Genomic DNA, 23,503 nt, shown 5'->3' on the forward strand with positions numbered 1-23,503 from the left:
CATGGATGCAGCAACAACTTTAATTAATTTGTTGACGCGCTTAAATGCTTCCAATTATTCAATTGATGCTAAGGCTTATCAACAGGCACTTGCATTTATTAAGGCTAATCTAAACCACTTGGCAGATCGTAAGAATATGGCGGGCCATTTAAGTGCCAGTGCATATGCGTTTCAAGATGACCGAATTTGGTTCATTAAGCATCCCTATCTACACACGATCTTATTGCCCGCTGGCCACGTAGAACCAGGCGAAATGCCCTTACAAACTGCCCAACGTGAATATCGAGAGGAAACTGGGTTTGCTACCCATATGATCGACGACGGATTGTCCGGGCTACGGGATGTTAACATAATAAAAATTCCGGCTAACCCAATTAAAAACGAGGGTGCCCATATCCATGTTGATTTGCGATTTGAATTGAAGATTAGTGATCAAATTCGGCAAGCAGCAGAACTGCCTAATTTTTTGATCGGACGCACCGAGGCACCAGGTGAGTTTCATAAGTACTTCGACATGCATTAACGATAACAATAAAAAAGAAAGACATTTGTCTTTCTTTTTTAAGCGCTAATTAATGCCCCAAGCAGGATTCGAACCTGTACTTGATAAATCAAACAGCGACCTGAACGCTGCGCGTCTGCCAATTCCGCCATTGGGGCAATCTAAATTAGATTTTACTATAAATTACAATTAATTGAAAGTTTGTTTATGATTTTAGTTGCTAATTATTTAGAAATGTTTATTATGAATATATGGAGAAAATGGTTACTTACGAATGGCGATTTTGTTAAGAAATAGCAACGTTAGTAGTTAGTAATTAATTTTTTTGATACAATTAGTATTTAGACAATTGTTAAAAATAGATAAAGAATATGTAATTTTAATTAATAAAGGGGAAAATTAATATGTGTGGATTCACTGGTTATGTAAATCAAAAAGACATCCCTAGTAACACGATTGTGAATATGGCTAATCGGATTCGGCATCGTGGTCCTGATGATGAACAATACTTTCAAGATAATAATATTTCAATGGGATTCAGAAGACTCTCATTTCTTGATTTAGCTCATGGTGGGCAACCAATGTTTAGTGAAGATAATACTAAGGTCCTCACTTTTAATGGTGAAATTTATAATTATGAATCAATTCGCGAAGAACTAAAACAACTAGGATACCAATTTAACACGGACGTTGACTCTGAAGTATTAATTCGTGGTTATGAAGCTTGGGGTCCAGACCTGCTTAAAAAGCTTCGCGGTATGTACGCGTTTGTCATTTATGATAGCAAGAACCAAGAAGTGTTTGGAGTTCGTGATCATTTCGGAATCAAACCACTTTACTACTATGATGATGGCGATGCATTTATGTGGGGCTCTGAAATCAAAGCATTTTTAGATAACCCTAAGTTCAAGAAGGAATTAAATTTAGATCTCTTACCAATTCATTTGAGTTTTGAATTTATTCCATCTCGCGAAACTATGTTTAAGAATGTTTACAAGGTAATGCCTGGTCAGTACTTTATTCATAAAATTGGTGGTGAAACCGAAACCCACCGTTACTTCCAATTTAATTATGACCACATTGATGAAAACCAAACCATCGATGGGGATGCAAAGCAAATTAGTAAAATTGTGAAGGATTCCGTTGAAAAACACATGATTTCAGATGTACCGGTTGGTAGTTTCTTATCTAGTGGGGTAGATTCTAGTTACGTGTTGAACGAAGCTTCTAAGTTAAAGCCAATTCAATCATTCTCACTTGGGTTCAAGAACTCGAAGTATAGTGAATTGGAATGGTCCACTGAATTTGCTAAGGAAATTGGCCAAAAGAATACGCCAATTTACATTAACGGAGACGATTACTTCGACTTCCTTCCAACGATGATGTATTACATGGATGAACCTCTATCTAATCCATCTGCAGTTCAATTGTATTACTTATCTAAGCGGACTAGACAAGACGTTAAAGCAGCGTTATCTGGTGAAGGGGCCGATGAATTCTTTGGTGGATACAATACCTATCTAGAAGCCTTTCCATTTGAACGCTATCAAAAGTGGGTGCCAAGTCCAGTGCGGAAAGGGCTAGCATCAATTGCTGAAAAGCTACCACGGTTCCATGGCCGGCGGTTCTTAATTCGGGGCGCCCAACCACTAAGTGAACGTTATTACCGGGTTAATTACGTCTTTAATTATGATGACAGAAACCGGGTCTTAAAGGATCCATCGATCAATAAGGACTCTGGTCAATACACTAAGCACATCTTTGATGAAGTTAGTGATAAGGACGAAATGACTCAAATGCAATACTTTGATATCAACACGTGGTTGCCTTACGATATTTTGCACAAGGCTGATCGGATGAGTATGTGTAACTCACTTGAAGTTAGAACGCCATTGGTTGATAAAAAGGTGGCTGACTTTGCTGCTACCATGCCAATCAAGACTCGGATTCATAAAGGTGAAACCAAGGTTTCATTACGGCGGGCTGCATTAGCTGCACTTCCTGATAAAGTGGCCAATAAGGAAAAATTAGGATTCCCATCCCCAATTGCATCATGGATGAACATGCCTAAATTCCACCAACGCATTGAAGAAGCTTTCACATCAGATGTAGCACAACAATTCTTCAATGTGGATGAACTACAAAGAATTGTGAAGGAACATGCTGATGGTAAGTCCAATATGCAAAAGATCTTTACAATTTACACTTTCATTCTTTGGTACCAAGTATATTTCCCTGAAAATACTTCTGCTCACACCATCGATAAAGTGCATAAGACAAAATAATTTTGGGTTCGGAAGGATGAATTGCAGTTGGCTTTAAAAATTGCAGAAATTACGACACTATTAAAGGAACATGCGCTGTTGGAATCAGTTACCGTTGCCAATGAACAAACTCAATTTGCGGGGGTCGAATATGATTCGCGGGCCGTTACTGATAATGACCTATTCTTTTGTAAGGGAAATTTTAAACCAGCTTATTTGACCAGTGCGCAACAAAATGGGGCCACTGGTTATGTTGCTGAACATTCAATGGATAATGACGAAATGACCGCCATTATTGTTAATGATGTTCAAAAGGCAATGGCGTTATTAGGTGCAGCCTTTTATGATTATCCGCAAAACCAGTTATTTACGATTGCCTATACTGGAACCAAGGGGAAGACCACTTCGGCGTACTTTACCCATCAGATTTTGCAGCAATCAACTGCGGATAAAACAGCGTTATTTTCAACCATTGATACGGTGGTAGGGAACCAACCAGATCAACGGTTCAAATCCCACTTAACAACGCCTGAATCATTAGATATTTTTAAAAATATGCGTGCAGCCGTCGATAATGGGATGACCCATTTAGTCATGGAAGTTTCATCTCAGGCGTATAAAAAGAATCGGGTCTATGGATTGCACTTTGACGTCGGGATTTTCTTGAACATTTCACCTGACCATATTGGGCCAAATGAACATCCTACATTTGCTGATTACTTACACTGTAAGGAACAGCTACTGGTCAATTCCACGGTTTGTATCATCGATGCGCAAACTGATTATCTAAATGATGTATACCAAACCGCTAAGGCGACTTCGCAACCATCAGATATCTATTTATTTGCCCGGCGGAATGCGCCCATGCAATTAGCATTACCAATCGATGTTGAATTTGTTAGTACTTCGGATACATTGAACGATAATGAGATTGAAGTGACCGCTGATGATCGCTTATCATTAGCTGGACACTATCAAATCGCGATTGCTGGTGATTATAACGAAGCCAATGCTACTGCCGCTGCAATTGCTGCTAACATTGCTGGTGCTGATCGTGCACAGATTGCAAATGGGCTGGCCCATGTTTTGATTCCTGGTCGAATGGAGAGCTATCGTAGCCATTCTCACGGGACGGTATATGTTGATTACGCGCATAACTATGCTAGTATGCATGCGCTATTGAGTTTCTTAAAGCGTGAAAATCCGACTGGTAAGGTCATCGTTGTTGTTGGGAGTCCTGGTAACAAGGGTGAAGACCGTCGCGAAGGCTTTGGCCAAGCGTTGACTGAAAGTGCGGATGTTGCATTTTTAACCACTGATGATCCGGCTTTTGAAGATCCAAAGACAATTGCGATGGAAATCGATGCCCATATTGATCACCATCAAGTTCAGGTGCATATGGTAATGGATCGTGAGCAAGCCATTGCAGACGCCATTCAAATGGCGGGCCCAAATGATATGGTAGTCGTAGCCGGTAAGGGACGCGATCCGTATCAAAAGATTAATGGTGTCGACGTACCATATGCAACTGATTCAGTAGTGGTTAAAAATATCTTGAAGGGGTTCTAAATAATGAGTGAAACAACGTTTACGCCTATTTTACTGGGCAGTGATTTTAATTGTTACGGGATGGCCCGATCACTATATGAAAAATACGGTAAGCCAGTCAAAGCATATGCTGAAATTCAACTAGCGCCCACCCGATTTACTAAAATCGTTGATTTGGAATTAATTCCAGGCTTTAGTGAGGATCCAACTTGGATTGAATCGATGCGTAAACTAAAGCAAAAATATGCTGATCACGATGAACCAGTGATCTTGATTGGTTGTGGGGATGGTTATGCTGAATTAATTTCAAAACATAAGGATGAATTGTCCGATGTATTCGTATGTCCCTATGTTGACTATGATTTAATCCGGCAGTTGAACAGTAAGGAAAACTTTTACAAGACTTGTGATCGTTTTAATTTGCCATACCCTAAGACCAAAGTTATTACTAAGGCAATGTATGAAGATCACGAACCAATTGAGCAACCATTTGGTTATCCAGTGGCCTTAAAGCCAACTAACAGTGTTGAATGGTTAGACGTTCATTTTGAAGGTCGTAAAAAAGCCTTTGTAATCAAGTCTGAAGAAGAATTTAAATCAATTATTGGTAAGATTTATGATAATGGATATACTTCTGATCTAATCTTGCAGGACTTTATTCCAGGTGATGATAGTAACATGCGAGTACTGAATGCGTATGTGGATAAACACCACCATGTCAAGATGATGTGTTTAGGCCATCCACTCCTAGAGGATTGTGCACCATCTGCAATTGGAAATTATGTCGCGATCATTCCAGAGTATAATCAAGGCATTTATGATCAAATTCAAAAATTCTTAGAGGATATCCAATTTACTGGTTACGCTAATTTTGATATGAAATATGATGTACGTGATGGGTCGTTCAAATTGTTTGAAATTAACCTACGTCAGGGACGGAGTAGTTTCTTTGTAACGCTTAATGGGTACAATTTAGCCGATTGGGTAGTTCAAGACTATGCGTTCGACTCATTGAACCATCAAGCTACTGTATATGCCAATCAAGACCCAAGTAAGTATTATTTATGGCTAGGGGTCAGTGTCAATGTCTTTAAGCGATACGCAAAAGACAATGCTGATAAGCAAGCAGCACTACAATTAATTGATAAGCATCAATATGGAACGACTTTTTGGTACGCTAAGGACCGGAATTTAAAACGGTGGGCGTTAATGAAATGGATGTTCCATAACTACAGTAAGAACTTTGATCGTTACTTTGCCGTAAATAAGGAGTAATTCAAATGAAGCATTTCTTCACCATTATTGGAGGAATGGGGACCGAAGCGACGGAGAGTTACATTCATCTATTGAACCAAAGAACTCCAGCGCATCGTGATCAAGACTACTTGAACTATATTTTAGTTAATCATGCTACGGTTCCGGATCGGACGGCTTATATTTTAGACCATAGTCAACCAAGTCCCTTACCGGATTTAATTGATGATATTAAACAACAGTCGTTGATGAATCCCGATTTCTTTACGTTGCCATGTAATACGGCTCATTATTTTTATGATGAATTACAGGCACAGACCAAGGCGCCGATTTTGCATATGCCAAGAGAAGCCGTTCAAGAAATTAAACATCAATTTCCCCACGTTAAACGGGTGGGATTGATTGCAACTAATGGAACGCTTCATGATGGGGTTTACGATCATGAAATCAAGCAGGCGGGCTTTGAACTGGTTAAACCGACTGAAATGATAAAAGCTGAGACCATGGAATTAATATACAAGTATATTAAAGAACAGGGGACGGTCAATGCAGAATTGTACCATCGAATCCTGGATCAAATGGTTAATGAATTGAACAGTGAAATTGTTATTTTGGGGTGTACCGAGTTATCATTAGCCCAAGAAAAGGCGGGCAACCATGATTATCCAATTATGGATGCCCAATCAGTGCTAGTTGATCGAACCATTGAATTAGCAGAAGCAAATCGAAACCAATAATAAAAAAACAGTTAACGCCGGTTATGGTAGTTAACTGTTTTTTTACTTTAATGCGATGAATTGGGCAATGATTGCAGCGATGATGATCAATGCTAGGCCGAACTTATTTGCTCTAGTTAAAGTTTGCGCTTCAAACTTACGGTAGTTAATTTCAATTGCAATAACGGATGCAATGCATATCATATCACTGATGATAACCGCAGCAGCACTATGATGAAAAATTCGAATGCTAATCACAAATTGACTACTAATGATTAAAAAGTAAAATAATCGTGACCAAATCAATGATTGAATCACTCGTTTAGCATAGTTACGAGTAAAACCAGTAACTAATGAAATGATTAGAAATCCCCAGAGGGTAAAGTTTAATGTGACCCACATGTTGAGGCTCCTTTCTGATGATTGAATACCCTTATTTTACCATAATTAGCTATGGCAATATTTTATTTATGCAACTTTATTAAATTTATGTTAGAATAGTTCTAATCGTTACATAATTAAATAAATGAAGGAGCGATATTTATGACAAGAAAAATCGGTGTTATTGGTAGTGGACATGTTGGATCAACGGTGGCACATTATATTGTCGCAGCCGGCTTTGCGGATGAATTAGTGATGATTGATAAGAATGAAGCTAAGGTCGTCTCAGATGCAGTGGATCTACGGGATGCAATGCCTAATTTGCCTTTCCATACTAATATTACGGTTAATGATTATTCAGCATTAAAGGATGCTGATGTCATAATTTCAGCAATGGGGAACATTAAGTTACAAAGTAGTGAAGCATCTGATCGATTCGCTGAACTACCATTTACTAGCGAACAAGTTAAGTCAATTTCTGAAAAGATTAAGGAATCTGGCTTTAACGGTGTTATCGTTGATATTAGTAACCCATGTGATGTTATTACCTCCTTTTATCAAAAGTACACAGGACTACCTAAGAACCAAGTAATTGGAACTGGGACATTATTAGATTCTGCCCGGATGTTACGTGAAGTTAGTGAAGAATTACATGTTGATCCTAAGTCAGTTCATGGTTACAACTTAGGGGAACATGGGAATTCTCAATTTACCGCTTGGTCAACCGTTAGCGTCTTTGACAAACCAATCACTGAAATTGCTAAGGAAACTGATTTAGACTTAGCAGCATTAGATGATGGGGCTCGTAAGGGTGGTTTCAAAGTCTTCAGTGGTAAACAATACACTAACTATGGAGTTGCTACGGCAGCTGTTCGATTAGCTAACGTAGTTTTAAATAACTCATTGACCGTACTACCAGTTTCTAATTACCAACCAGACTTAGACGTTTACTTATCATACCCTGCTGTTGTTGGCCGGAAAGGAATTGTAAAACGGGTCCCATTGAGTTTAACCGATGAAGAACAAGCTAAATTACAAAATTCAGCTGACTTTATCAAGGCTAATTTAAAAAAATACAGTGAATAATCAAAAAACGCTTATTAACTACTGACTTTTCCGCAATCATATGCTATACTTGTTTGTGTATTGCGGGTATAGTTTAGTGGTAAAATATGAGCTTCCCAAGCTTAGGTCGCGAGTTCGATTCTCGTTACCCGCTTTTATCGGAGATCGATAAACTAGTTGATGATAAAAGAGTAGTACGAAATTAGCAGTGCCTAGCGAGTTCGGGAGGGTGAAAGCCGAATCATTGTTAGTTCGGAAAGCGTGCTTTTTAGACACTTAAATTAAAATATAAAGCGGATAATCATATCAATTAGAGTGGTACCGCGGATAACCAATCCGTCTCTTGCAAATTTTTATTTGCAGGAGACTTTTTAATTAGATGGAGGATCGAAAAAATGACTGATTACAAACAACAAGTTGCTGATACAATCAAGCAAGCCATTGGTGACGGTGTATTAGATGATGCCGTTATTTTTGATAAAATTGAACGACCTAAAAATTCGAAGATGGGGGATTTTGCGTTCCCAGCCTTCGTATTATCAAAGGTATTTAAGAAGGCCCCTCAAGCAATTGCTGAAGAATTAGTGGGCAAAATTAATGGTGATGGGTATGAAAAAGTAGTTGCGACTGGCCCATATGTAAACTTCTTCTTAAGCAAGCCTGAATACAGTAAGAATGTGTTAGAAACCGTTCTTGCTGAAAAGGGTAACTATGGTCAAAACCAAGATGGTCAAAATGGAAATGTTCCAATCGATATGTCATCACCAAATATTGCTAAGCCAATTTCAATGGGTCACTTACGTTCCACTGTAATTGGGAATTCAGTTGCCAATATTTTAGCTAAAAATGGATACCATCCAATTAAAGATAACCATTTAGGTGATTGGGGAACTCAATTTGGGAAGTTAATTACAGCTTACCTTAAATGGGGGAATGAAGAAGACGTTAAGCGTGATCCAATTAACTACTTAGTTAAATATTACGTTCGTTTCCACAAAGAAGACGTTGATCACCCTGAACTAGATGATGAAGCAAGAGAATGGTTCAGTAAGCTAGAACATGGTGATGAACAAGCAATCAACCTTTGGAAATGGTTCCGCTCCGTTTCACTAGAAGCCTTCAACCAAATCTACGCTAAACTAGGGGTTAGCTTTGATACTTACAATGGGGAAGCATTTTACAATGATAAGATGCCAGAAGTAATTGAATTATTAAAGCAAAAGCACTTGCTAAAGGAATCCCAAGGTGCGCAAATCGTAGACCTAAGTAAATATGATTTAAATCCAGCCTTGATTTTAAAGAGTGATGGGGCATCACTTTACATCACTCGTGATATTGCCACTGCCATTTACCGTGACCGTGAATATCATCCAGCAATGAACTTATACGTAGTTGGTTCTGAACAAACTTATTACTTTAAGCAATTAAAGGCCGTCTTAGAAGAAATGGGCGTTCCATCTGCCAAAAATCTACACCACATTCCATTCGGATTGATTACCGTGAATGGTAAGAAACTATCTACTAGATCTGGTCGCATCATCCTATTAGATGAGGTTTTAAATGACTCAATTGCCCTTGCTAAGAAGCAAATTGAAGAAAAGAACCCGAACTTACCAGATAAGGATAAGGTCGCTCAAGAAGTTGGGGTAGGTGCCATTATCTTTGGTGACTTGAAGAACGATAAGATGGATAGCATTAACTTCGTCTTAGAAGAACAACTACGCTTCGAAGGGGAAACTGGTCCATACGTTCAGTACTCCCGCGTTCGGGCTGAAAGTATTTTAAGAAAAGTGCCTGATTTCGACCCAGAAACAAGCAGTCGTGATTTAGATGATCCTGAAGCTTGGGAAATCGTGAAGTTATTAAATGACTTCCCTACGATCGTTAAAACAGCCTGTGCTGAATTTGAACCATCTGTAATTGCTAAATACTCATTGAGATTAGCTAAGGCGTTCAATAAATACTATGCTCATACTAGAATCTTGGATGACGTTGCCCAACGTGATGCTCGGTTATCATTAGTTAAGAGTGTATCGATCGTATTGAAGGAATCACTACGGTTACTTGGGGTTAAATCACCTGACGAAATGTAATGCTCATCAATTAAATTCTGAATTAACGTATAGCGTTGATTCAGAATTTTTTTATCTAAATTTTTAAATTTACCTTTAAATTAATAACCTAAATATTAAGTATGGTACAATTAAAACTAATATTTGAGGGGAGCGAGATGCCTTTAATGAAACAAAACCAATCGCGTCAATTTTGGGCGACGGTCAGTCCCTATTGGCGAAAGTTTAGAATCATTCGTAAACGTATTTGGCAACGGTATCATATTAACCGTTGGCTGATCGCAATCATTTTGGGAATTACATTCTCAATGAGTACCTATCTGACCTTTGTGGCGAAAACCATGGATGTACAAAACTTAAACTCATCTTTAAAGCGGTCGACCGTTATTTATGACGTTAGCAATAAAAAAGCGGGTGAGCTATATGCGCAAAAGGGAACGTATGTAGGAATGAAAAACATCTCCCAAAACGTACCCAACGCGATTTTATCGACTGAAGATCGCAATTTCTATAATGAGCATGGCTTTTCCTTGAAGGGCTTTGGCCGAGCCGGATTATTATGGTTCAAGAATAAACTCTTAGGTAATAATTACATTAGTGGTGGGGGTAGTACCATTACCCAACAACTAGTAAAAAATGCGTATCTATCCCAAGAGCAGACCTTTTCTCGAAAGTTGAAGGAATTATTCATTTCAATTCAAGTCGAAAACGTCTATTCTAAAAACCAAATTTTAACGATGTACATGAATAATGCTTACTTTGGTAATGGTGTATACGGGGTAAATGATGCTTCAGAGCGCTATTTTGGAACATCGGTTAAGAACTTACCGGTGCAAGACGCTGCCGTTTTAGCTGGGATGCTAACGAACCCTAGCGGCTACAACCCCGTTGATCATCCTAAATTAGCTCTGCAACGACGCAATACCGTGTTAGATTTAATGGCTGATAACGGTAAAATTACGCGGGCTGCGGCTAGTCGTTATAAGGCCATGCCAATTACGGTTAGTGATAATTATAGTTATAAAGATAGTTATCGCTATCCATATTATTTTGATGCTGTAATTGATGAAGCGATTAATAAATATGGCTTATCTGAAGCTGATATTATGAATCGCGGGTATAAAATTTATACCAACTTAGATCAAAACCAGCAGGCATCAATGCAAACGAACTTTAACGATGCAAGTATGTTCCCACAAAATGCTGCTGATGGCACGAAAGTTCAGGCAGCATCAATTGCAATGAATCCACAAACTGGTGGCGTCTCAGCTGTAATTGGGGGCCGCGGTAAACACGTCTTTCGGGGCTATAACCGCGCTACTCAAATGAAGCGCCAGCCTGGTTCAACGATGAAGCCATTGGCGGTGTACACGCCTGCGATTGAAAGTGGTTATAACTTTGATTCAGAATTAGTGAATGAGAAAAAATCATACGGTAAAAACCATTACACTCCTAAAAACTACAATGATCAATATACTGGAAAAGTGCCGATGTATGAAGCCCTATCGCAAAGTATGAATGCACCAGCAGTATGGTTGTTGAACAAGATTGGGGTGCAAAATGGTTATAATTCGGTCAAGAAGTTTGGCATTCCAATTACGAACAGTGATAAGAACCTATCATTAGCATTAGGAGGCTTATCAACTGGGGTGTCACCACAACAAATGGCTAGTGCCTATACGGCATTCGCAAATAATGGAGTGGCTACGAAACCGTTTTACATTCGTAAAATTGTTGATTCGGCTGGTAACGTCATCGTTGATAATACTAACCATGTTTCTAGTAAACGGGTGATGTCATCAGGGACCGCCAAAAAAATGACTAGTATGATGCTAGACGTCTTTAATAACGGGACGGGAGTTGATGCAAAACCATATGGTTATGAAGTTGCCGGTAAGACCGGAAGCACAGAAGCTGATGCTACGGGAGATACTGATGCTACTCGGGACAAATGGATCATTGGATATACCCCAAACGTTGTGGTAGCAACCTGGGAAGGTTTTGATGATACCAATGGTAATCATCATCTAGAAAACCTAAGTGGAACCGGAATTGGTCCATTGTTCAGAAGTGAAATGGCATCCATTATCCCAACGACTAAGCAAACCCAGTTTAATACTCAAGATGCCCAATCGATTGTTGATGCGCAAAATAATCAATCATCATCTAATAGTAACATTTGGGATAACGTTAAAAAGAGTGGTAACTCTGTTGGCAAGAGTATTGAAAATGGTTTTGATGCAGTTAAAAAACAAACTGGTAAGTGGTTTAATGACGCTAAGAGTTTCTTAGGTGGCAATTAAAATAACGAAAAAAGCATTGCAGCGATAATTCTGCAATGCTTTTTATATGTACAAAAAAAGCGCTAAACTGCACTGCACCCCAAAGTTTGTACAAAACTTTGGGGTGTTTTTTTGTGTCTAAATATAAAGTAGAAGATAAATTAAATGTAATTAACGCATACCTAAACGGTATGGGATCGCAAATGGTGGCTAGAAACTTTGGAGTTAAAAGTAGAAATACTGTTTTATGTTGGGTTAAGAGTTACAAAAAACATGGACTAAATGGTCTTAAAAAAAGAAAGAATATAATCGAATACTCTACCAAAGAGAAACAATATATATTAAACTGGATGAAAACGACTAAATCATCTTATCCAGAGGCAGCTTATCATTTTAATATTCCTTCTCCATCAACTATCTGGACTTGGGAAAAACGACTAGAGCAAAAAGGTATTGATGGTTTATTGTCCCGAAGGGAAAGAAAAGCCATGACAAAAAGGAAAACTAACAAAGCCGAATCAAACAATACTAATACCGATAAAGAAAAATTGAAGAAGATTGAAGAAGAAAATTTAATGTTGAGAATAGAGAATGACTTCTTAAAAAAATTGAGGGCCTTAGACGACGAAGAAGACCAGAAGTAATTATTAAAATAATCGACGAACTAAGGCTGAAATACCATACCACTAAAACATTAATACTAAAGGCATTAAGGATATCTAGAAGTACTTATTATTATATTAGATCAATCCAAAATAAGCCTGATAAGCACGCTGAAATCGCTAAAATTATCAAGGATATTAAAGATAAAAATAAATCCTACGGATATAGAAGAGTGTGTTTAGAATTAACTAATCGTGGATACCGTGTTAACCACAAACTAGTATTAAAGATAATGAAAAAGAATAATTTACTATCTTCATCATATTCAAGAAAAACACGTAAGTATAATTCCTATCGTGGTCAGGTTGGAAAACTTAAATCAAATCAATTAAATCGAAGATTTAATACTGACAGACCATATCAAAAGCTCTGTACTGATATCAGTGAATTCAGATATGGAAATTGTGATATTAATCATCGTATTTATCTTTCACCTATTATGGATTTATTTTCTGGTGAAATAATATCCTATAACATTAGCAGCCATCCAAATATGAACTGTGTTATGAAACCGTTGAAAGAAGTTATTCAATTAGTTAAGGATTTACCATACAGAACGACAATTCATAGTGATCAGGGAGCTCAGTATCAAAGTCATATCTGGCAAAAAGAGCTTAAGAAGAATAAGATATTTCAAAGTATGTCCCGTAAGGGGAATTGTATAGATAACTCACCTATGGAATCATTTTTCCATATTATGAAAGCTGAAATCATGGACTGTAATTATGACTTTAAAGAAGATTTAATGTCGTCAATGAAAATATGGATTGATTATTACAATAATCATCGTATTAAAACAAAACTAGGCGGAAAGTCACCGGTTCAATACCGGAAACTTTCCGCCTAGGAAAAACAATATAATAATGTACAACTTTTGGGGTGCACATCAAACGCGCTTTTTTATTATTTGCTTGATGATGAACTAGAAACGTTAATGTAGCTAGCAAGAATATCCTTTAATTGAGCATCCTTAATATCAACATTACCGTTCTTCAAGATCTTAGCAACGATATTGTGGAGCTTAGTGCTGTCTGACATTTCAGCAGTCACGATTTGATCCTTTAATTCACTGATGTGATCCTTGTAGTTACCCTTAGCTGGGTGGTTAACCATTTGGATAACTTGGTAACCGTAAGAAGTCTTAACCGGGGTCTTAGTGTAGTCACCCTTGTTCTTAAGTTCATAAGCAGCCTTCTTGAATGCGGAATCAAGTGAAGTTGAAGTGTTATCGAATGCAGCCATCCGACCACCATTGTTCTTAGTAGAAGTATCAGTAGAGTACTTCTTAGCTAAGCTAGCGAAGCTCTTACCACTCTTCAATTGACTAATTACAGTTTCAGCAGTTGACTTCTTAGCAACTAAGATAGTGTTAACCGTAATCTTTGGTTGGTAACTCTTGAATTGCTTCTTCAAAGTAGCATCTGAGAAGTTAGTGTTATCCTTAACGGCAGCTTCAAGAAGTAAATTATCTCTAATTTGACTCTTGAAGGAAGCGTTAGTTAATCCTTGTTGTTCAAGTACGGCACTAAATTGTGAACCGTATTGATTCTTGTATTGGTTAAATACAGAATTAACTTTGGAATCCTTAACTTGGCTACCATAGTTCTTTTCTAGAACCTTGTTTAAAATCATTTGTTGAAGGACTTGTTTACCATTAGAAGTTTCCTTCATACTACTGTAGTATTGGCTTTGAGTAATCTTACCACCATTAGTAGTAACAACTGCAGTGCTACCACAGGCTGCTAAGGTTAAACTCAAAAACAATCCGGCTACTCCGACTAGCCATTTTCTCATAAAAAAAACACATCCATTTCATACAAAATTGTAAGTATTTAATTATTTAACAAGTACCAATATAACATAATTAACCATAATGGTATAACTGTATTTGCTACCTTTAACAAAAATTAAATGAAACGACTACTTTAAACGGTTGATTGCGTCGTTGATCTTATCTAAATGGGGTTGAATTTCAAATGTATATTCGTCCATTCTAGATTGCATATCGCGAATAACTGGCTGGGCACGTTGTAATTCCACCTTGAATTTAGCTAGGGCATCGTTAAATTGAGCCTTATCACGGTTGAACTTTTGCACTTGCTCTGTTTTTTGCATGATGAATTGCTTACTATTTTCAAAGAAGTGTTGTGGAGATTCACGATTAGCGATTAAATAGACGGCTAATGCTCCCGTAGCACCGCCAGCTAGTTTTAATAAACCTTTCATTATGATTCCTCCATTTGTTCTTTAATTGCGTGGGCGATTGATTCGTACTTTGCATTGTCGTACTTACTAGAGTTATCAGTAAAGTGCATGCTAAAGCCATCGTCCTTAGTGTAGCGAGGAATGAGGTGGAAATGAGAGTGAAATACTGATTGATATGCTAATTCACCATTGTTATTAACAATGTTCATTCCCTTAATATCTGGGCTGAATTTACGGATTGCCCGTGCAATTTTAGGAATTCTAGCAAAGACTTGGCTCGCAAATTCACTATCGTATTCATAGATATTAGGAACATGCTTTTTAGGAATGACTAGGGTGTGGCCAGGGGTAGTTTGAGATATATCTAAAAAGGCCTTTACAACGTCATCTTCGTAAACGGTATAACTTGGGATATCGCCACTAATAATTTTACAAAAAATACAATCGTTCATATTCATTACCTGCCTTATCGTTTATTAATTTAATTATACACTATGCGAAAATGCTTTGGAAAACCAAAGGGTTATGATGTCATTATGCTATAATATAATTAGTAGAATATAAAGGAGGAATTAGCTTGTCCTTACAGGTAAAAAACGTTGTGGGAGGATATTCCCAAGTTCCAGTTTTAAAGGATATTTCATTCGACGTTCGTGATGGTGAATTAGTCGGATTAATTGGTTTGAACGGGGCTGGGAAATCAACGACAATTAATCATATTATCGGATTGTTGACCCCATTTTCTGGTACGATCGATATTAACGGCTACCAAATTGCAACAAACAATCAAGAATATAAAAAACAAATTGCATATATTCCTGAAATTCCAGTGTTGTATAACGAACTAACGTTAAAAGAACACATTGAGATGACCATTATGGCCTATCAACTAGATCATGAGAAAGCATGGCAAAAAGCACATTCATTATTAAAAACGTTTCGGTTGGATAATAAGTTAGATTGGTTTCCGGTGGATTTTTCTAAGGGGATGAAGCAAAAAGTCATGATCGTCTGTGCGTTTTTAACGGATGCTCAAATGTTTGTGATTGATGAACCGTTCTTAGGACTAGATCCATTGGCAGTTAATGACTTATTAGACCTAATTAACGACCGTAAAAAGCAGGGATGTAGCATTTTAATGTCGACCCATGTGTTAGATACGGCGGAACGATTCTGTGATCGATTTGTATTAATTGATGATGGCCACATTGAAATTGAGGGTAGCTTAGCAGAACTAAAAGCTAAGTTCCCAGATGCGGGTGATTCATTGAATAATATTTATCTTTCCTTAGCAAAGGGTGAGTTAAAATGATTGATCTATTTAAAACGCGATTGGGCCAACATCTTACAGAAATGGTTAAATACTTACGGTATGTGTTTAATGACTTCTTTGTTATTGCGTTGCTATTTTTAATTGGTGGATTGGGGTTATCTTATTCTAATTTACTAAAGCAACTGCACACCGGACTATGGTGGCCTGCTTGGATTGTGCTCATCGTTTTATTAGGAGCGCAGAGCTTTAACCATTTAGCTACGTTATTAAAACCCGCAGATCGCGTCTTTTTATTGCCACGTGAAGTGGAAATGAAACAGTATCTAAATCACGCGTTTAATTATAGCTTTATGGTAGCAGCTTTATCGCAAGCTGCGGTTTGGTTCGTGTTGATTCCGTTTATTCGAACCACGTTAGCATGGAACTGGACACAGTTATTGTTGCTATTAGTTACAATGGTGCTTCTTCGGGGTGTTGACTTTCAATTGGTCATTAACCAAGCGTACCCCGTAAAACACGTACGTGCTGGTTGGCATTTCACACTTTACCGCTGGATTGCAACCGTAGTGATTTTGGGTGCCTTTATGATGCAATTAGCTTGGTTCGGATTTGGATTAGGCCTGTTAAACTTGGTTGTCATTCTTTGGGTTAATGCCAAAATTGATAACCGCTCATTAAAATGGGACTTCTTAATTGAAGCTGAAGATGCCAGAATGCTATCACTTTATAAGTTCTTCAACCTATTTACTGATGTTCCAGATGTTAAACGGGCTACTAAACGGCGGCGCTATCTTGATTGGTTAGTTAATCGGATTCAAGCAACGCCTCAGAATATCTATTTATACTTGTATGGACATTCAATCGTTAGAAATGGTGAGTACAGTGGATTACATTTACGACTAACGTTAATCGGGGCGGTATTATTATTTGGAGTTAGCGGTCTATATCTCCCCATCTTAATTAGTTTATTGTTTATTTATCTAATTGGGTTCCAATTGATTCCGTTCTACTCTAATTTTGCTGGCAATGTGTTTACCCATATTTACCCCGTATCAGATGAGTTACAAATTAGTAGTTTCAAAAAAATTATTTCAATCTTATTGTTAGTTACAGCTGTAATTTTTGCGGTAATGGCATTCATTGGAAGTCATTCACTGCTGACCGGTGGGATTACTTTAGGATTTAATCTCATCGAAGTTTGGTTCTTAGTGAACCGAATGATTCCCAAACGAATTCAAAATAATTTAAATTAAAAGGAGCAAGTTATGCGCGTAAGACATAAATCATGGGCGAAACCATATATTGAATCCCATCCCGAATTAATCGTTACTAATCCCGAAGAATGGGTAGGTAAATGGGATAGTCGGTTTCCAAAACAACAACCATTAAACCTAGAAATTGGGATTGGTAAGGGTCAATTCATTATTGAAATGGCTAAAAAACATCCCGAAATTAACTTCATTGGAATCGAACTCCAAGAATCAGTGATTGCCGTCGCATTACGGAAGTTAGTGGATGAACAATTAACGAACGTTCAACTAGTGGAAACTGATGGGGCATTAGTAAATACACTATTTAAGCCCAATGAAATTGATAAAATGTATTTAAACTTTTCTGATCCATGGCCAAAAAAACGCCATGCTAAACGTCGTTTAACTTCATCTGCCTTTTTAGGTAGTTATAAGGACGTCCTAAAAGACGGTCATCAATTAGAATTTAAAACTGATAACCGGGGTTTGTTTGAATATTCATTGATTTCATTGAATCAATTTGGCACTAATTTCGAATATGTATCTCTTGATCTACACAATAGTCCAGAACAAGAGGATAATGTTGAAACTGAATATGAAGCTAAGTTTAGTCAAAACGGTCCCATCTATAAAATTGTGATTAATTTTAAAACCGAGTAGCGGGTTGACTACCGGCATGGTAGAGACTAGTGATAATACCGTTTTGATTAGCCCTAAATTGATATTGAACGATGGTGTTTTGATCTAAAATGTTAATGCCACCTAGATAGTAGTTCTCCGATAGGAGCATGTATTTGGGCGCCAGCCATGTGCCATAAATATTTTGATTGGCAAATCGCTGATTGATCTGACTGTAGATTCTCTTTTCAGTTCGAATCCGCCATTCTTTTCTAATTGATAGGGCCGTGCCGATCACAACGACCCCAGCGAGTACACTGAACTTCGTTTTGTTTTGCAAAAATTACACCTGATTTCTATTGAAATTAACGCTATATTATTATTATAATCAAAACGAACGAATTTGCCGATGAATTAAGTTATAATAATGATTACGATTAAAAATATGGGAGTGATAATCATGGAAGAATTAGCACCAATGAATTTAGAACAATTAACGACCAAGATCGCAAAAGGTAAGTACATCTTATTTTTCACTGCGACCTGGTGTCCTGATTGTACTGTAATTAAACCAGCAATGCCAGAAATCGTTGCTAACCATCCTGAATACACGTTCTTATCTGTTGATCGGGATGACAACATTGACTTGGCAGCTGAATTGAATATTTTTGGGATTCCAAGCTTCGTCGCATTTGAAGATGGTAAGGAAATCGGTCGCTATGTTAATAAGGAACGCAAGACCCAAGCCCAAGTAGAAAGTTTTATTGACTCACTAGACTAATAAAAGGAATGATAAATTAATGATTGCAAGTTATAACCCTTCTCAATTAGGTGACGTTTTAATCGTAGTATTACGTCCAGATGCAGCCGAACAAACGACTGAAGTAAAGGGAAATGTAGCTAAAATTGCTGATGCTAGTAATGGACAAGCCTTAGGGTTCAACATCTTTAATGTTAGCGAGGTCTTACCTGATATTAAGGACCATAATGGTCAAGTGTATTTAGATGCAGCTGACGTTGATAAATTAAACCAAGTACTACAGGAGAATGGTTTTAGTGATCAACTAACGGTTGATCATGACCCTAAATTTGTGGTGGGATACGTAAAATCAGTTGAAGCCCATCCTAAATCTGACCATCTAAAGATTACTGAAACTGAAGTTGATGGTGGTCAAACCCTTCAAATCGTCAGTGGTTCGCCTAATATGCAAGCCGACATTAAAGTCGTGGTTGCAAAGGTTGGAACTATGATGCCAAGTGGACTAATTATTTGGCCTGGTGAATTAAAGGGTGTTGAAAGTGATGGAATGATTTGTTCCGGACGGGAACTAAAGATTCCAAATGCCCCACAAAAGCCAGGAGCATTGATTTTACCTGATGACTATCAAGTCGGGACCAAATTTGATTTTGCAAAGGCACAGGGACTATTTTCATAAGGAGTTTTGGTCACTCCTTTTTTATACATAATCTATTATTTAAAGTGATTAAGGGTGAATAAAGATGAACCACTATGATGGACCAGCGTTTTACCGACGCTTTTTAAATAAAAATAAACAACTAAATGACCAAGCCAGTTATTCTAATAATAAAATGACCAACAGCAGTCGACGAACAGCAACTAGTGCGCCTGATTCACAGCAGGGCGGCAACTTTCGGACCAATGGTGAAAACATGATTGCTAAGATGACTAGTGCTTTTCAACCCAAGGGGAATTATGCCAAGCGCAAGTCAGCTGATAACTATCTGAATGAATCGAAATTAGGTCGTTATTATCTTCGGTTGATCAATGAATTAGCTAAGTCAGATGCAGATTGTACGCTATTTGATGATGGCATTGATACGCGGGCGAATTCTGATGTGATTCAATTTGGGGATGTTGATGAAACACCTGAGAGCATCGTTGCTAGTCAAACTCCATTAGCAGGGCCAAGTAGTGCTGAACGATCGAATCAATCATTTGAAGCAGCAGTAGCTAGTCACTATGCTCAATCCACTAGTGATGAGGAATATTATCAACGAATTCATAATGCTGATGTTACTGATGACTCTAAGGCTGAATCTGACGCGGCTACTCAAATTAATTCGGTTGCTCCTCGATCATCTGAATCGGGCCGGCATTTTAAATCAGCTGCGGTTAGTTCAGCGCCGATGGATGATACGAAGTCAGCGGATGAATCACACCACGCAGGATTCAGTTCACATGCTAGTGAACAAGCAGCTCAGTCTGATCATGATAATAACTCGAACGAATCGGCAGTTGTATCAAGTGAAGCTCCACAGTCAATGGATGAACACCCCCAAGTAAATAAAGCCGAACATAAGCCTAAACGAGGATTAGGGCATTCACTCTCATCGATTTTAGATAATGAAACAGATGCGCAAAAGGACGTTGAGTTTTTTAAAGATGAACTAGGGACCCCTAAGTCATCTGTTGCTGAATCAGTGGTTCAAGCGCCAGCGACCAAAAGTGATGTAGAACCTCATCAGGTAACTAGCGCTTCTCATGATGATGAAAATGCGCCAGGGGTCTTTCCGGTTGAGAATACTGATCATGAGACCCTCAGCAGTGGTACTGAATACGATCAAGGATATCAATTCCCCCAATTTTCACTATTGAACGAACCCCAACGCAGTGATGATGAAGACCTAGATGATTGGATTATTAAACAATCTGAAATCTTAGATCGGACCTTGCACGCATTTCATGTAAATGCTGAGGTGGTGGACTGGACGAACGGACCTACGGTAACTCAGTTCCAAGTTAAACTAGCACTAGGGGTTAAAGTTAGCAAGATTACGAACCTAAATGATGATTTGAAATTGGCACTAGCTGCCAAGGACATTCGAATTGAAGCACCCATTCCTGGTCGGACCACAGTCGGGGTTGAAATTCCGAATCCAAAGCCTAGACCAGTGATGTTATCTGAAGTATTAGATGATGATGCCTTTCGACAAGCTAAGTCTGATTTAACGATTGCACTAGGGGTGGACTTAACTGGTAAGCCCCAAGTTACTGATATTGCTAAGATGCCCCATGGCTTAATTGCTGGGGCGACTGGTTCTGGGAAGAGTGTGTTCATTAATAGTTTGTTGGTCTCACTATTGTATAAAGCCACGCCTGCTCAGTTAAGATTGTTATTGATTGATCCTAAAGCGGTTGAATTGGCTCCTTATAATAATATTCCACATCTATTAGCACCGGTCATTTCAGAACCGAATGAGGCTTCAGCTGCATTAAAATGGGCAGTTAAAGAAATGGATGAACGCTATGAAAAATTAGCAGCAGCCGGCGCCCGTAACATTGAACAGTTTAATGAAAAGGCGGATGAAAGTAACCAACCAGCATTAAAGATGCCATATATTGTTATTATCATTGATGAATTGGCTGACTTAATGATGGTCGCATCCACTGAAGTCCAAGATTACATTGTTCGAATTACACAAAAGGCACGGGCAGCTGGGATTCATTTAATCGTAGCGACCCAACGGCCAAGTGTTGATATCGTAACGGGAACCATCAAAAATAATATTCCGACCCGAATTGCGTTTATGGTTTCTAGTCAAGTTGACTCCCGCACGATTATTGATACTGCCGGAGCTGAACGGCTCTTGGGGAAAGGTGACATGCTCTACTTGGGTAACGGAAAGAGTCAGCCACTGCGGATTCAAGGAACGTTCGTTACTAACGATGAGATTGAACGCGTGACTGCTGCGGTACGGACTCAGGGAACGCCTAAGTATGCCTTTAACCCTAAGTCGTTACTAAAGAAGGTCAACATGGTTCAACAACAAGATGAAATTATGCCGGAAGTATTGGCATACATTGCTAAGGAAAAGACGGTTTCAACATCGAAATTACAACGCGTCTTTTCGATTGGGTACAATCGAGCGGCTAGTTTGATTGATGACTTAGAACAACAGAATTATATTTCAGGACAGCATGGTTCTAAGCCACGGGAAGTTTATCTGACCGAAGATGATTATAAAAAATTAAATCTTTAATTAAAAATCAAGTAAATTTTTAAAAATACTGCTATGATTAAAGTTGAAAAAATAGGGGGATTAAAAAATGGATAAAAACACAATTTATCATTTTGTAGGAATTAAGGGAACTGGGATGAGTGCAATGGCATTGATCTTGCATGATCAGGGCTATCAAGTGCAAGGATCAGATATTGATCAATACACATTTACCCAACGGGGATTAGAACAAGCAGGGATTAAAATCCTGCCATTTAATCCAGATAACATTCATGCTGGATTAACGGTGGTTGCTGGAAATGCCTTTAACGATGACCAACCAGAAATTGCCAAAGCACGTGAAATGGGCTTGACCATTTATCGTTACCATGAATTATTGGGTGAAATGATTAAGGGATACACTAGCATTGGAATTGCTGGAGCCCATGGTAAAACCAGTACAACTGGATTGCTAGCGCACGTTTTAAGTGGAATTTCACCAACTGATTACTTAATCGGTGATGGAAGCGGTAAGGGGGTTCCAGATGCCCGGTTCTTTGTTTATGAAGCCGATGAATACCGTCGTCACTTCTTAGCAACTAGTCCTGATTACGCAATCATGACTAACATTGACTTTGACCATCCTGATTACTACACCGGGATTGAAGACGTATTTGATGCATTTCAAACTTTTGCTAATCAAGTTAAAAAGGGTATCTTTATTTGGGGTGATGATAAAAACCTCAGAAGAATTAAGGCTTCAGTGCCGATTTACACTTATGGAACTAATGACGATGATGATTTTAGAGCAGTTAACATTAAGCGGACTACTGAAGGTTCACAATTTGATGTCGTTTACCATGATAAGAACCTGGGAACGTTTAAGATTCCATTGTTCGGTGAACACAATATCTTAAACTCATTGGCTGTAATTGCGGTATCATACTTTGAAGAAGTTAACTTAGATGAAATCCGGCGTGAATTATTAACCTTTAAGGGTGTTAAACGTCGTTTTGCTCAACGTAAGGTAGCTGATATGGTGATCATTGATGATTATGCTCACCACCCATCTGAAATTAATGCAACTTTAGATGCAGCCCGGCAAGAATATCCAAATAAGGAAATTGTCGCAGTGTTCCAACCCCATACGTTTAGTCGGACCATTGCATATTTAGATGATTTTGCTGCAAGTTTAAGTAAGGCGGACAAGGTATATGTCACAAAGATTTATGGTTCACCTCGTGAAAAGTCCGGTGCAGTTTCTAGCCAAGACTTAGTGGATAAAATTACTAAGGACGGTGGCTTGATCAAGGCTGAAAACGTATCACCACTACTTGATTATAAGAATGCGGTAATCATCTTTATGGGTGCAGGAGACATTCAAAAGTATGAAAAGATTTACGAAAACTTGTTAAATGATTTACGGCCAAATGTAAATTAATGGTTAAAA

At 38.2% G+C, this 23,503-nt stretch carries 22 protein-coding genes and 2 tRNA genes; 18 read left to right on the plus strand and 6 right to left on the minus strand.

The window, feature by feature from the left end:
• Window position 1: 1 nt before the first annotated feature.
• Window positions 2–523: an NUDIX domain-containing protein gene (locus tag R4146_RS04795; protein ID WP_339960284.1), complete on the plus strand. Its 522-nt coding sequence runs from the start codon at window positions 2–4 to the stop codon at window positions 521–523.
• Window positions 524–576: 53 nt separating this feature from the next.
• Here the strand turns inward: R4146_RS04795 and R4146_RS04800 are convergent.
• Window positions 577–660, minus strand: a tRNA-Leu gene (locus tag R4146_RS04800).
• 246 nt (window positions 661–906) lie between these two features.
• On the opposite strand from R4146_RS04800, the gene asnB reads away from it, so the two are divergent.
• Genes asnB through R4146_RS04820 form a run of 4 tightly spaced genes read left to right on the plus strand, consistent with a single transcriptional unit; the run spans window position 907 to window position 6,305 of the window.
• A complete protein-coding gene (gene asnB / locus R4146_RS04805) occupies window positions 907–2,787 on the plus strand; it encodes an asparagine synthase (glutamine-hydrolyzing) (protein ID WP_339960285.1) in 1,881 nt (626 codons plus the stop codon).
• 27 nt (window positions 2,788–2,814) lie between these two features.
• Entirely contained in the window at window positions 2,815–4,335 is a 1,521-nt protein-coding gene (locus R4146_RS04810; RefSeq protein ID WP_339960286.1) for a UDP-N-acetylmuramoyl-L-alanyl-D-glutamate--2,6-diaminopimelate ligase, read from the plus strand.
• A gap of 3 nt (window positions 4,336–4,338) precedes the next feature.
• On the plus strand, window positions 4,339–5,589 hold the full coding sequence (locus tag R4146_RS04815; protein ID WP_339960287.1) for a carboxylate--amine ligase: 1,251 nt from the start codon (window positions 4,339–4,341) through the stop codon (window positions 5,587–5,589).
• A gap of 5 nt (window positions 5,590–5,594) precedes the next feature.
• Window positions 5,595–6,305, plus strand: coding sequence for an aspartate/glutamate racemase family protein (locus R4146_RS04820; RefSeq protein ID WP_339960288.1), 711 nt, complete (start codon window positions 5,595–5,597; stop codon window positions 6,303–6,305).
• A gap of 42 nt (window positions 6,306–6,347) precedes the next feature.
• On the opposite strand, the gene R4146_RS04825 is transcribed toward R4146_RS04820, so the two are convergent.
• A complete protein-coding gene (locus R4146_RS04825) occupies window positions 6,348–6,686 on the minus strand; it encodes a DUF1516 family protein (RefSeq protein ID WP_339960289.1) in 339 nt (112 codons plus the stop codon).
• A 141-nt stretch (window positions 6,687–6,827) separates the two neighbouring features.
• Between R4146_RS04825 and R4146_RS04830 the strand changes: the two genes are divergently transcribed.
• From R4146_RS04830 to R4146_RS04855, 6 genes are all read left to right on the plus strand, one after another.
• Window positions 6,828–7,751: an L-lactate dehydrogenase gene (locus R4146_RS04830; RefSeq protein WP_339960290.1), complete on the plus strand. Its 924-nt coding sequence runs from the start codon at window positions 6,828–6,830 to the stop codon at window positions 7,749–7,751.
• Between the two features lie 62 nt (window positions 7,752–7,813).
• A tRNA-Gly gene (locus tag R4146_RS04835) sits at window positions 7,814–7,884 on the plus strand.
• A 241-nt stretch (window positions 7,885–8,125) separates the two neighbouring features.
• The gene (gene argS / locus R4146_RS04840) at window positions 8,126–9,823 is read left to right on the plus strand and encodes an arginine--tRNA ligase (protein ID WP_339960291.1); all 1,698 of its coding nucleotides are present in this window, start codon (window positions 8,126–8,128) and stop codon (window positions 9,821–9,823) included.
• 146 nt (window positions 9,824–9,969) lie between these two features.
• Complete coding sequence (locus R4146_RS04845; protein ID WP_339960659.1) at window positions 9,970–12,105, plus strand: transglycosylase domain-containing protein; 2,136 nt, start codon at window positions 9,970–9,972, stop codon at window positions 12,103–12,105.
• Window positions 12,106–12,218: 113 nt separating this feature from the next.
• Window positions 12,219–12,728: a helix-turn-helix domain-containing protein gene (locus R4146_RS04850; protein WP_339959675.1), complete on the plus strand. Its 510-nt coding sequence runs from the start codon at window positions 12,219–12,221 to the stop codon at window positions 12,726–12,728.
• A gap of 11 nt (window positions 12,729–12,739) precedes the next feature.
• On the plus strand, window positions 12,740–13,594 hold the full coding sequence (locus tag R4146_RS04855) for an IS3 family transposase (RefSeq protein ID WP_339960627.1): 855 nt from the start codon (window positions 12,740–12,742) through the stop codon (window positions 13,592–13,594).
• A 56-nt stretch (window positions 13,595–13,650) separates the two neighbouring features.
• Here R4146_RS04855 and R4146_RS04860 read toward each other — a convergent pair whose 3' ends face one another.
• The 3 genes from R4146_RS04860 to R4146_RS04870 all read right to left on the minus strand — a co-directional run bounded on the left by R4146_RS04860 (window position 13,651) and on the right by R4146_RS04870 (window position 15,404).
• Entirely contained in the window at window positions 13,651–14,541 is an 891-nt protein-coding gene (locus R4146_RS04860; protein WP_339960292.1) for a peptidylprolyl isomerase PrsA, read from the minus strand.
• Between the two features lie 126 nt (window positions 14,542–14,667).
• A complete protein-coding gene (locus R4146_RS04865) occupies window positions 14,668–14,973 on the minus strand; it encodes a hypothetical protein (protein ID WP_339960293.1) in 306 nt (101 codons plus the stop codon).
• Window positions 14,973–15,404 (minus strand): HIT family protein, encoded by a 432-nt coding sequence (locus R4146_RS04870; protein ID WP_339960294.1) that lies wholly within the window; start codon window positions 15,402–15,404, stop codon window positions 14,973–14,975. The genes R4146_RS04865 and R4146_RS04870 overlap by 1 nt, the downstream gene beginning before the upstream one ends.
• Window positions 15,405–15,529: 125 nt before the next feature.
• Here R4146_RS04870 and R4146_RS04875 point away from each other — a divergent pair, with 125 nt between their 5' ends.
• From R4146_RS04875 to trmB, 3 genes are read left to right on the plus strand one after another with little or no spacing between them, the layout of a single operon-like run.
• Window positions 15,530–16,264, plus strand: coding sequence for an ABC transporter ATP-binding protein (locus R4146_RS04875; protein ID WP_339960295.1), 735 nt, complete (start codon window positions 15,530–15,532; stop codon window positions 16,262–16,264).
• Window positions 16,261–17,478: an ABC transporter permease gene (locus R4146_RS04880; protein ID WP_339960296.1), complete on the plus strand. Its 1,218-nt coding sequence runs from the start codon at window positions 16,261–16,263 to the stop codon at window positions 17,476–17,478. Before R4146_RS04875 ends, R4146_RS04880 begins: the two co-directional genes overlap by 4 nt.
• Window positions 17,479–17,490: 12 nt before the next feature.
• Window positions 17,491–18,135 carry a tRNA (guanosine(46)-N7)-methyltransferase TrmB gene (trmB, locus tag R4146_RS04885; protein ID WP_339960297.1) on the plus strand — a complete coding sequence of 215 codons (645 nt, stop codon included), beginning with the start codon at window positions 17,491–17,493 and terminating at the stop codon, window positions 18,133–18,135.
• Here the strand turns inward: trmB and R4146_RS04890 are convergent.
• Window positions 18,122–18,433: a hypothetical protein gene (locus R4146_RS04890; RefSeq protein ID WP_339960298.1), complete on the minus strand. Its 312-nt coding sequence runs from the start codon at window positions 18,431–18,433 to the stop codon at window positions 18,122–18,124. The two genes, trmB and R4146_RS04890, sit on opposite strands and share 14 nt — an antisense overlap.
• A 120-nt stretch (window positions 18,434–18,553) precedes the next feature.
• On the opposite strand from R4146_RS04890, the gene R4146_RS04895 reads away from it, so the two are divergent.
• The 4 genes from R4146_RS04895 (at window position 18,554) to murC (ending at window position 23,494) form a co-directional block, all read left to right on the plus strand.
• Window positions 18,554–18,874 (plus strand): thioredoxin family protein, encoded by a 321-nt coding sequence (locus tag R4146_RS04895; protein ID WP_339960299.1) that lies wholly within the window; start codon window positions 18,554–18,556, stop codon window positions 18,872–18,874.
• A 19-nt stretch (window positions 18,875–18,893) separates the two neighbouring features.
• Window positions 18,894–19,529 carry a YtpR family tRNA-binding protein gene (gene ytpR / locus R4146_RS04900; protein ID WP_339960300.1) on the plus strand — a complete coding sequence of 212 codons (636 nt, stop codon included), beginning with the start codon at window positions 18,894–18,896 and terminating at the stop codon, window positions 19,527–19,529.
• 64 nt (window positions 19,530–19,593) lie between these two features.
• On the plus strand, window positions 19,594–22,095 hold the full coding sequence (locus R4146_RS04905; protein WP_339960301.1) for a DNA translocase FtsK: 2,502 nt from the start codon (window positions 19,594–19,596) through the stop codon (window positions 22,093–22,095).
• A 67-nt stretch (window positions 22,096–22,162) separates the two neighbouring features.
• Complete coding sequence (murC, locus tag R4146_RS04910) at window positions 22,163–23,494, plus strand: UDP-N-acetylmuramate--L-alanine ligase (RefSeq protein ID WP_339960302.1); 1,332 nt, start codon at window positions 22,163–22,165, stop codon at window positions 23,492–23,494.
• Window positions 23,495–23,503: the final 9 nt, after the last annotated feature.

It is taken from the genome of Nicoliella lavandulae, from assembly GCF_037546185.1.
Classification (GTDB): Bacteria; Bacillota; Bacilli; order Lactobacillales; family Lactobacillaceae; genus Nicoliella; species Nicoliella lavandulae.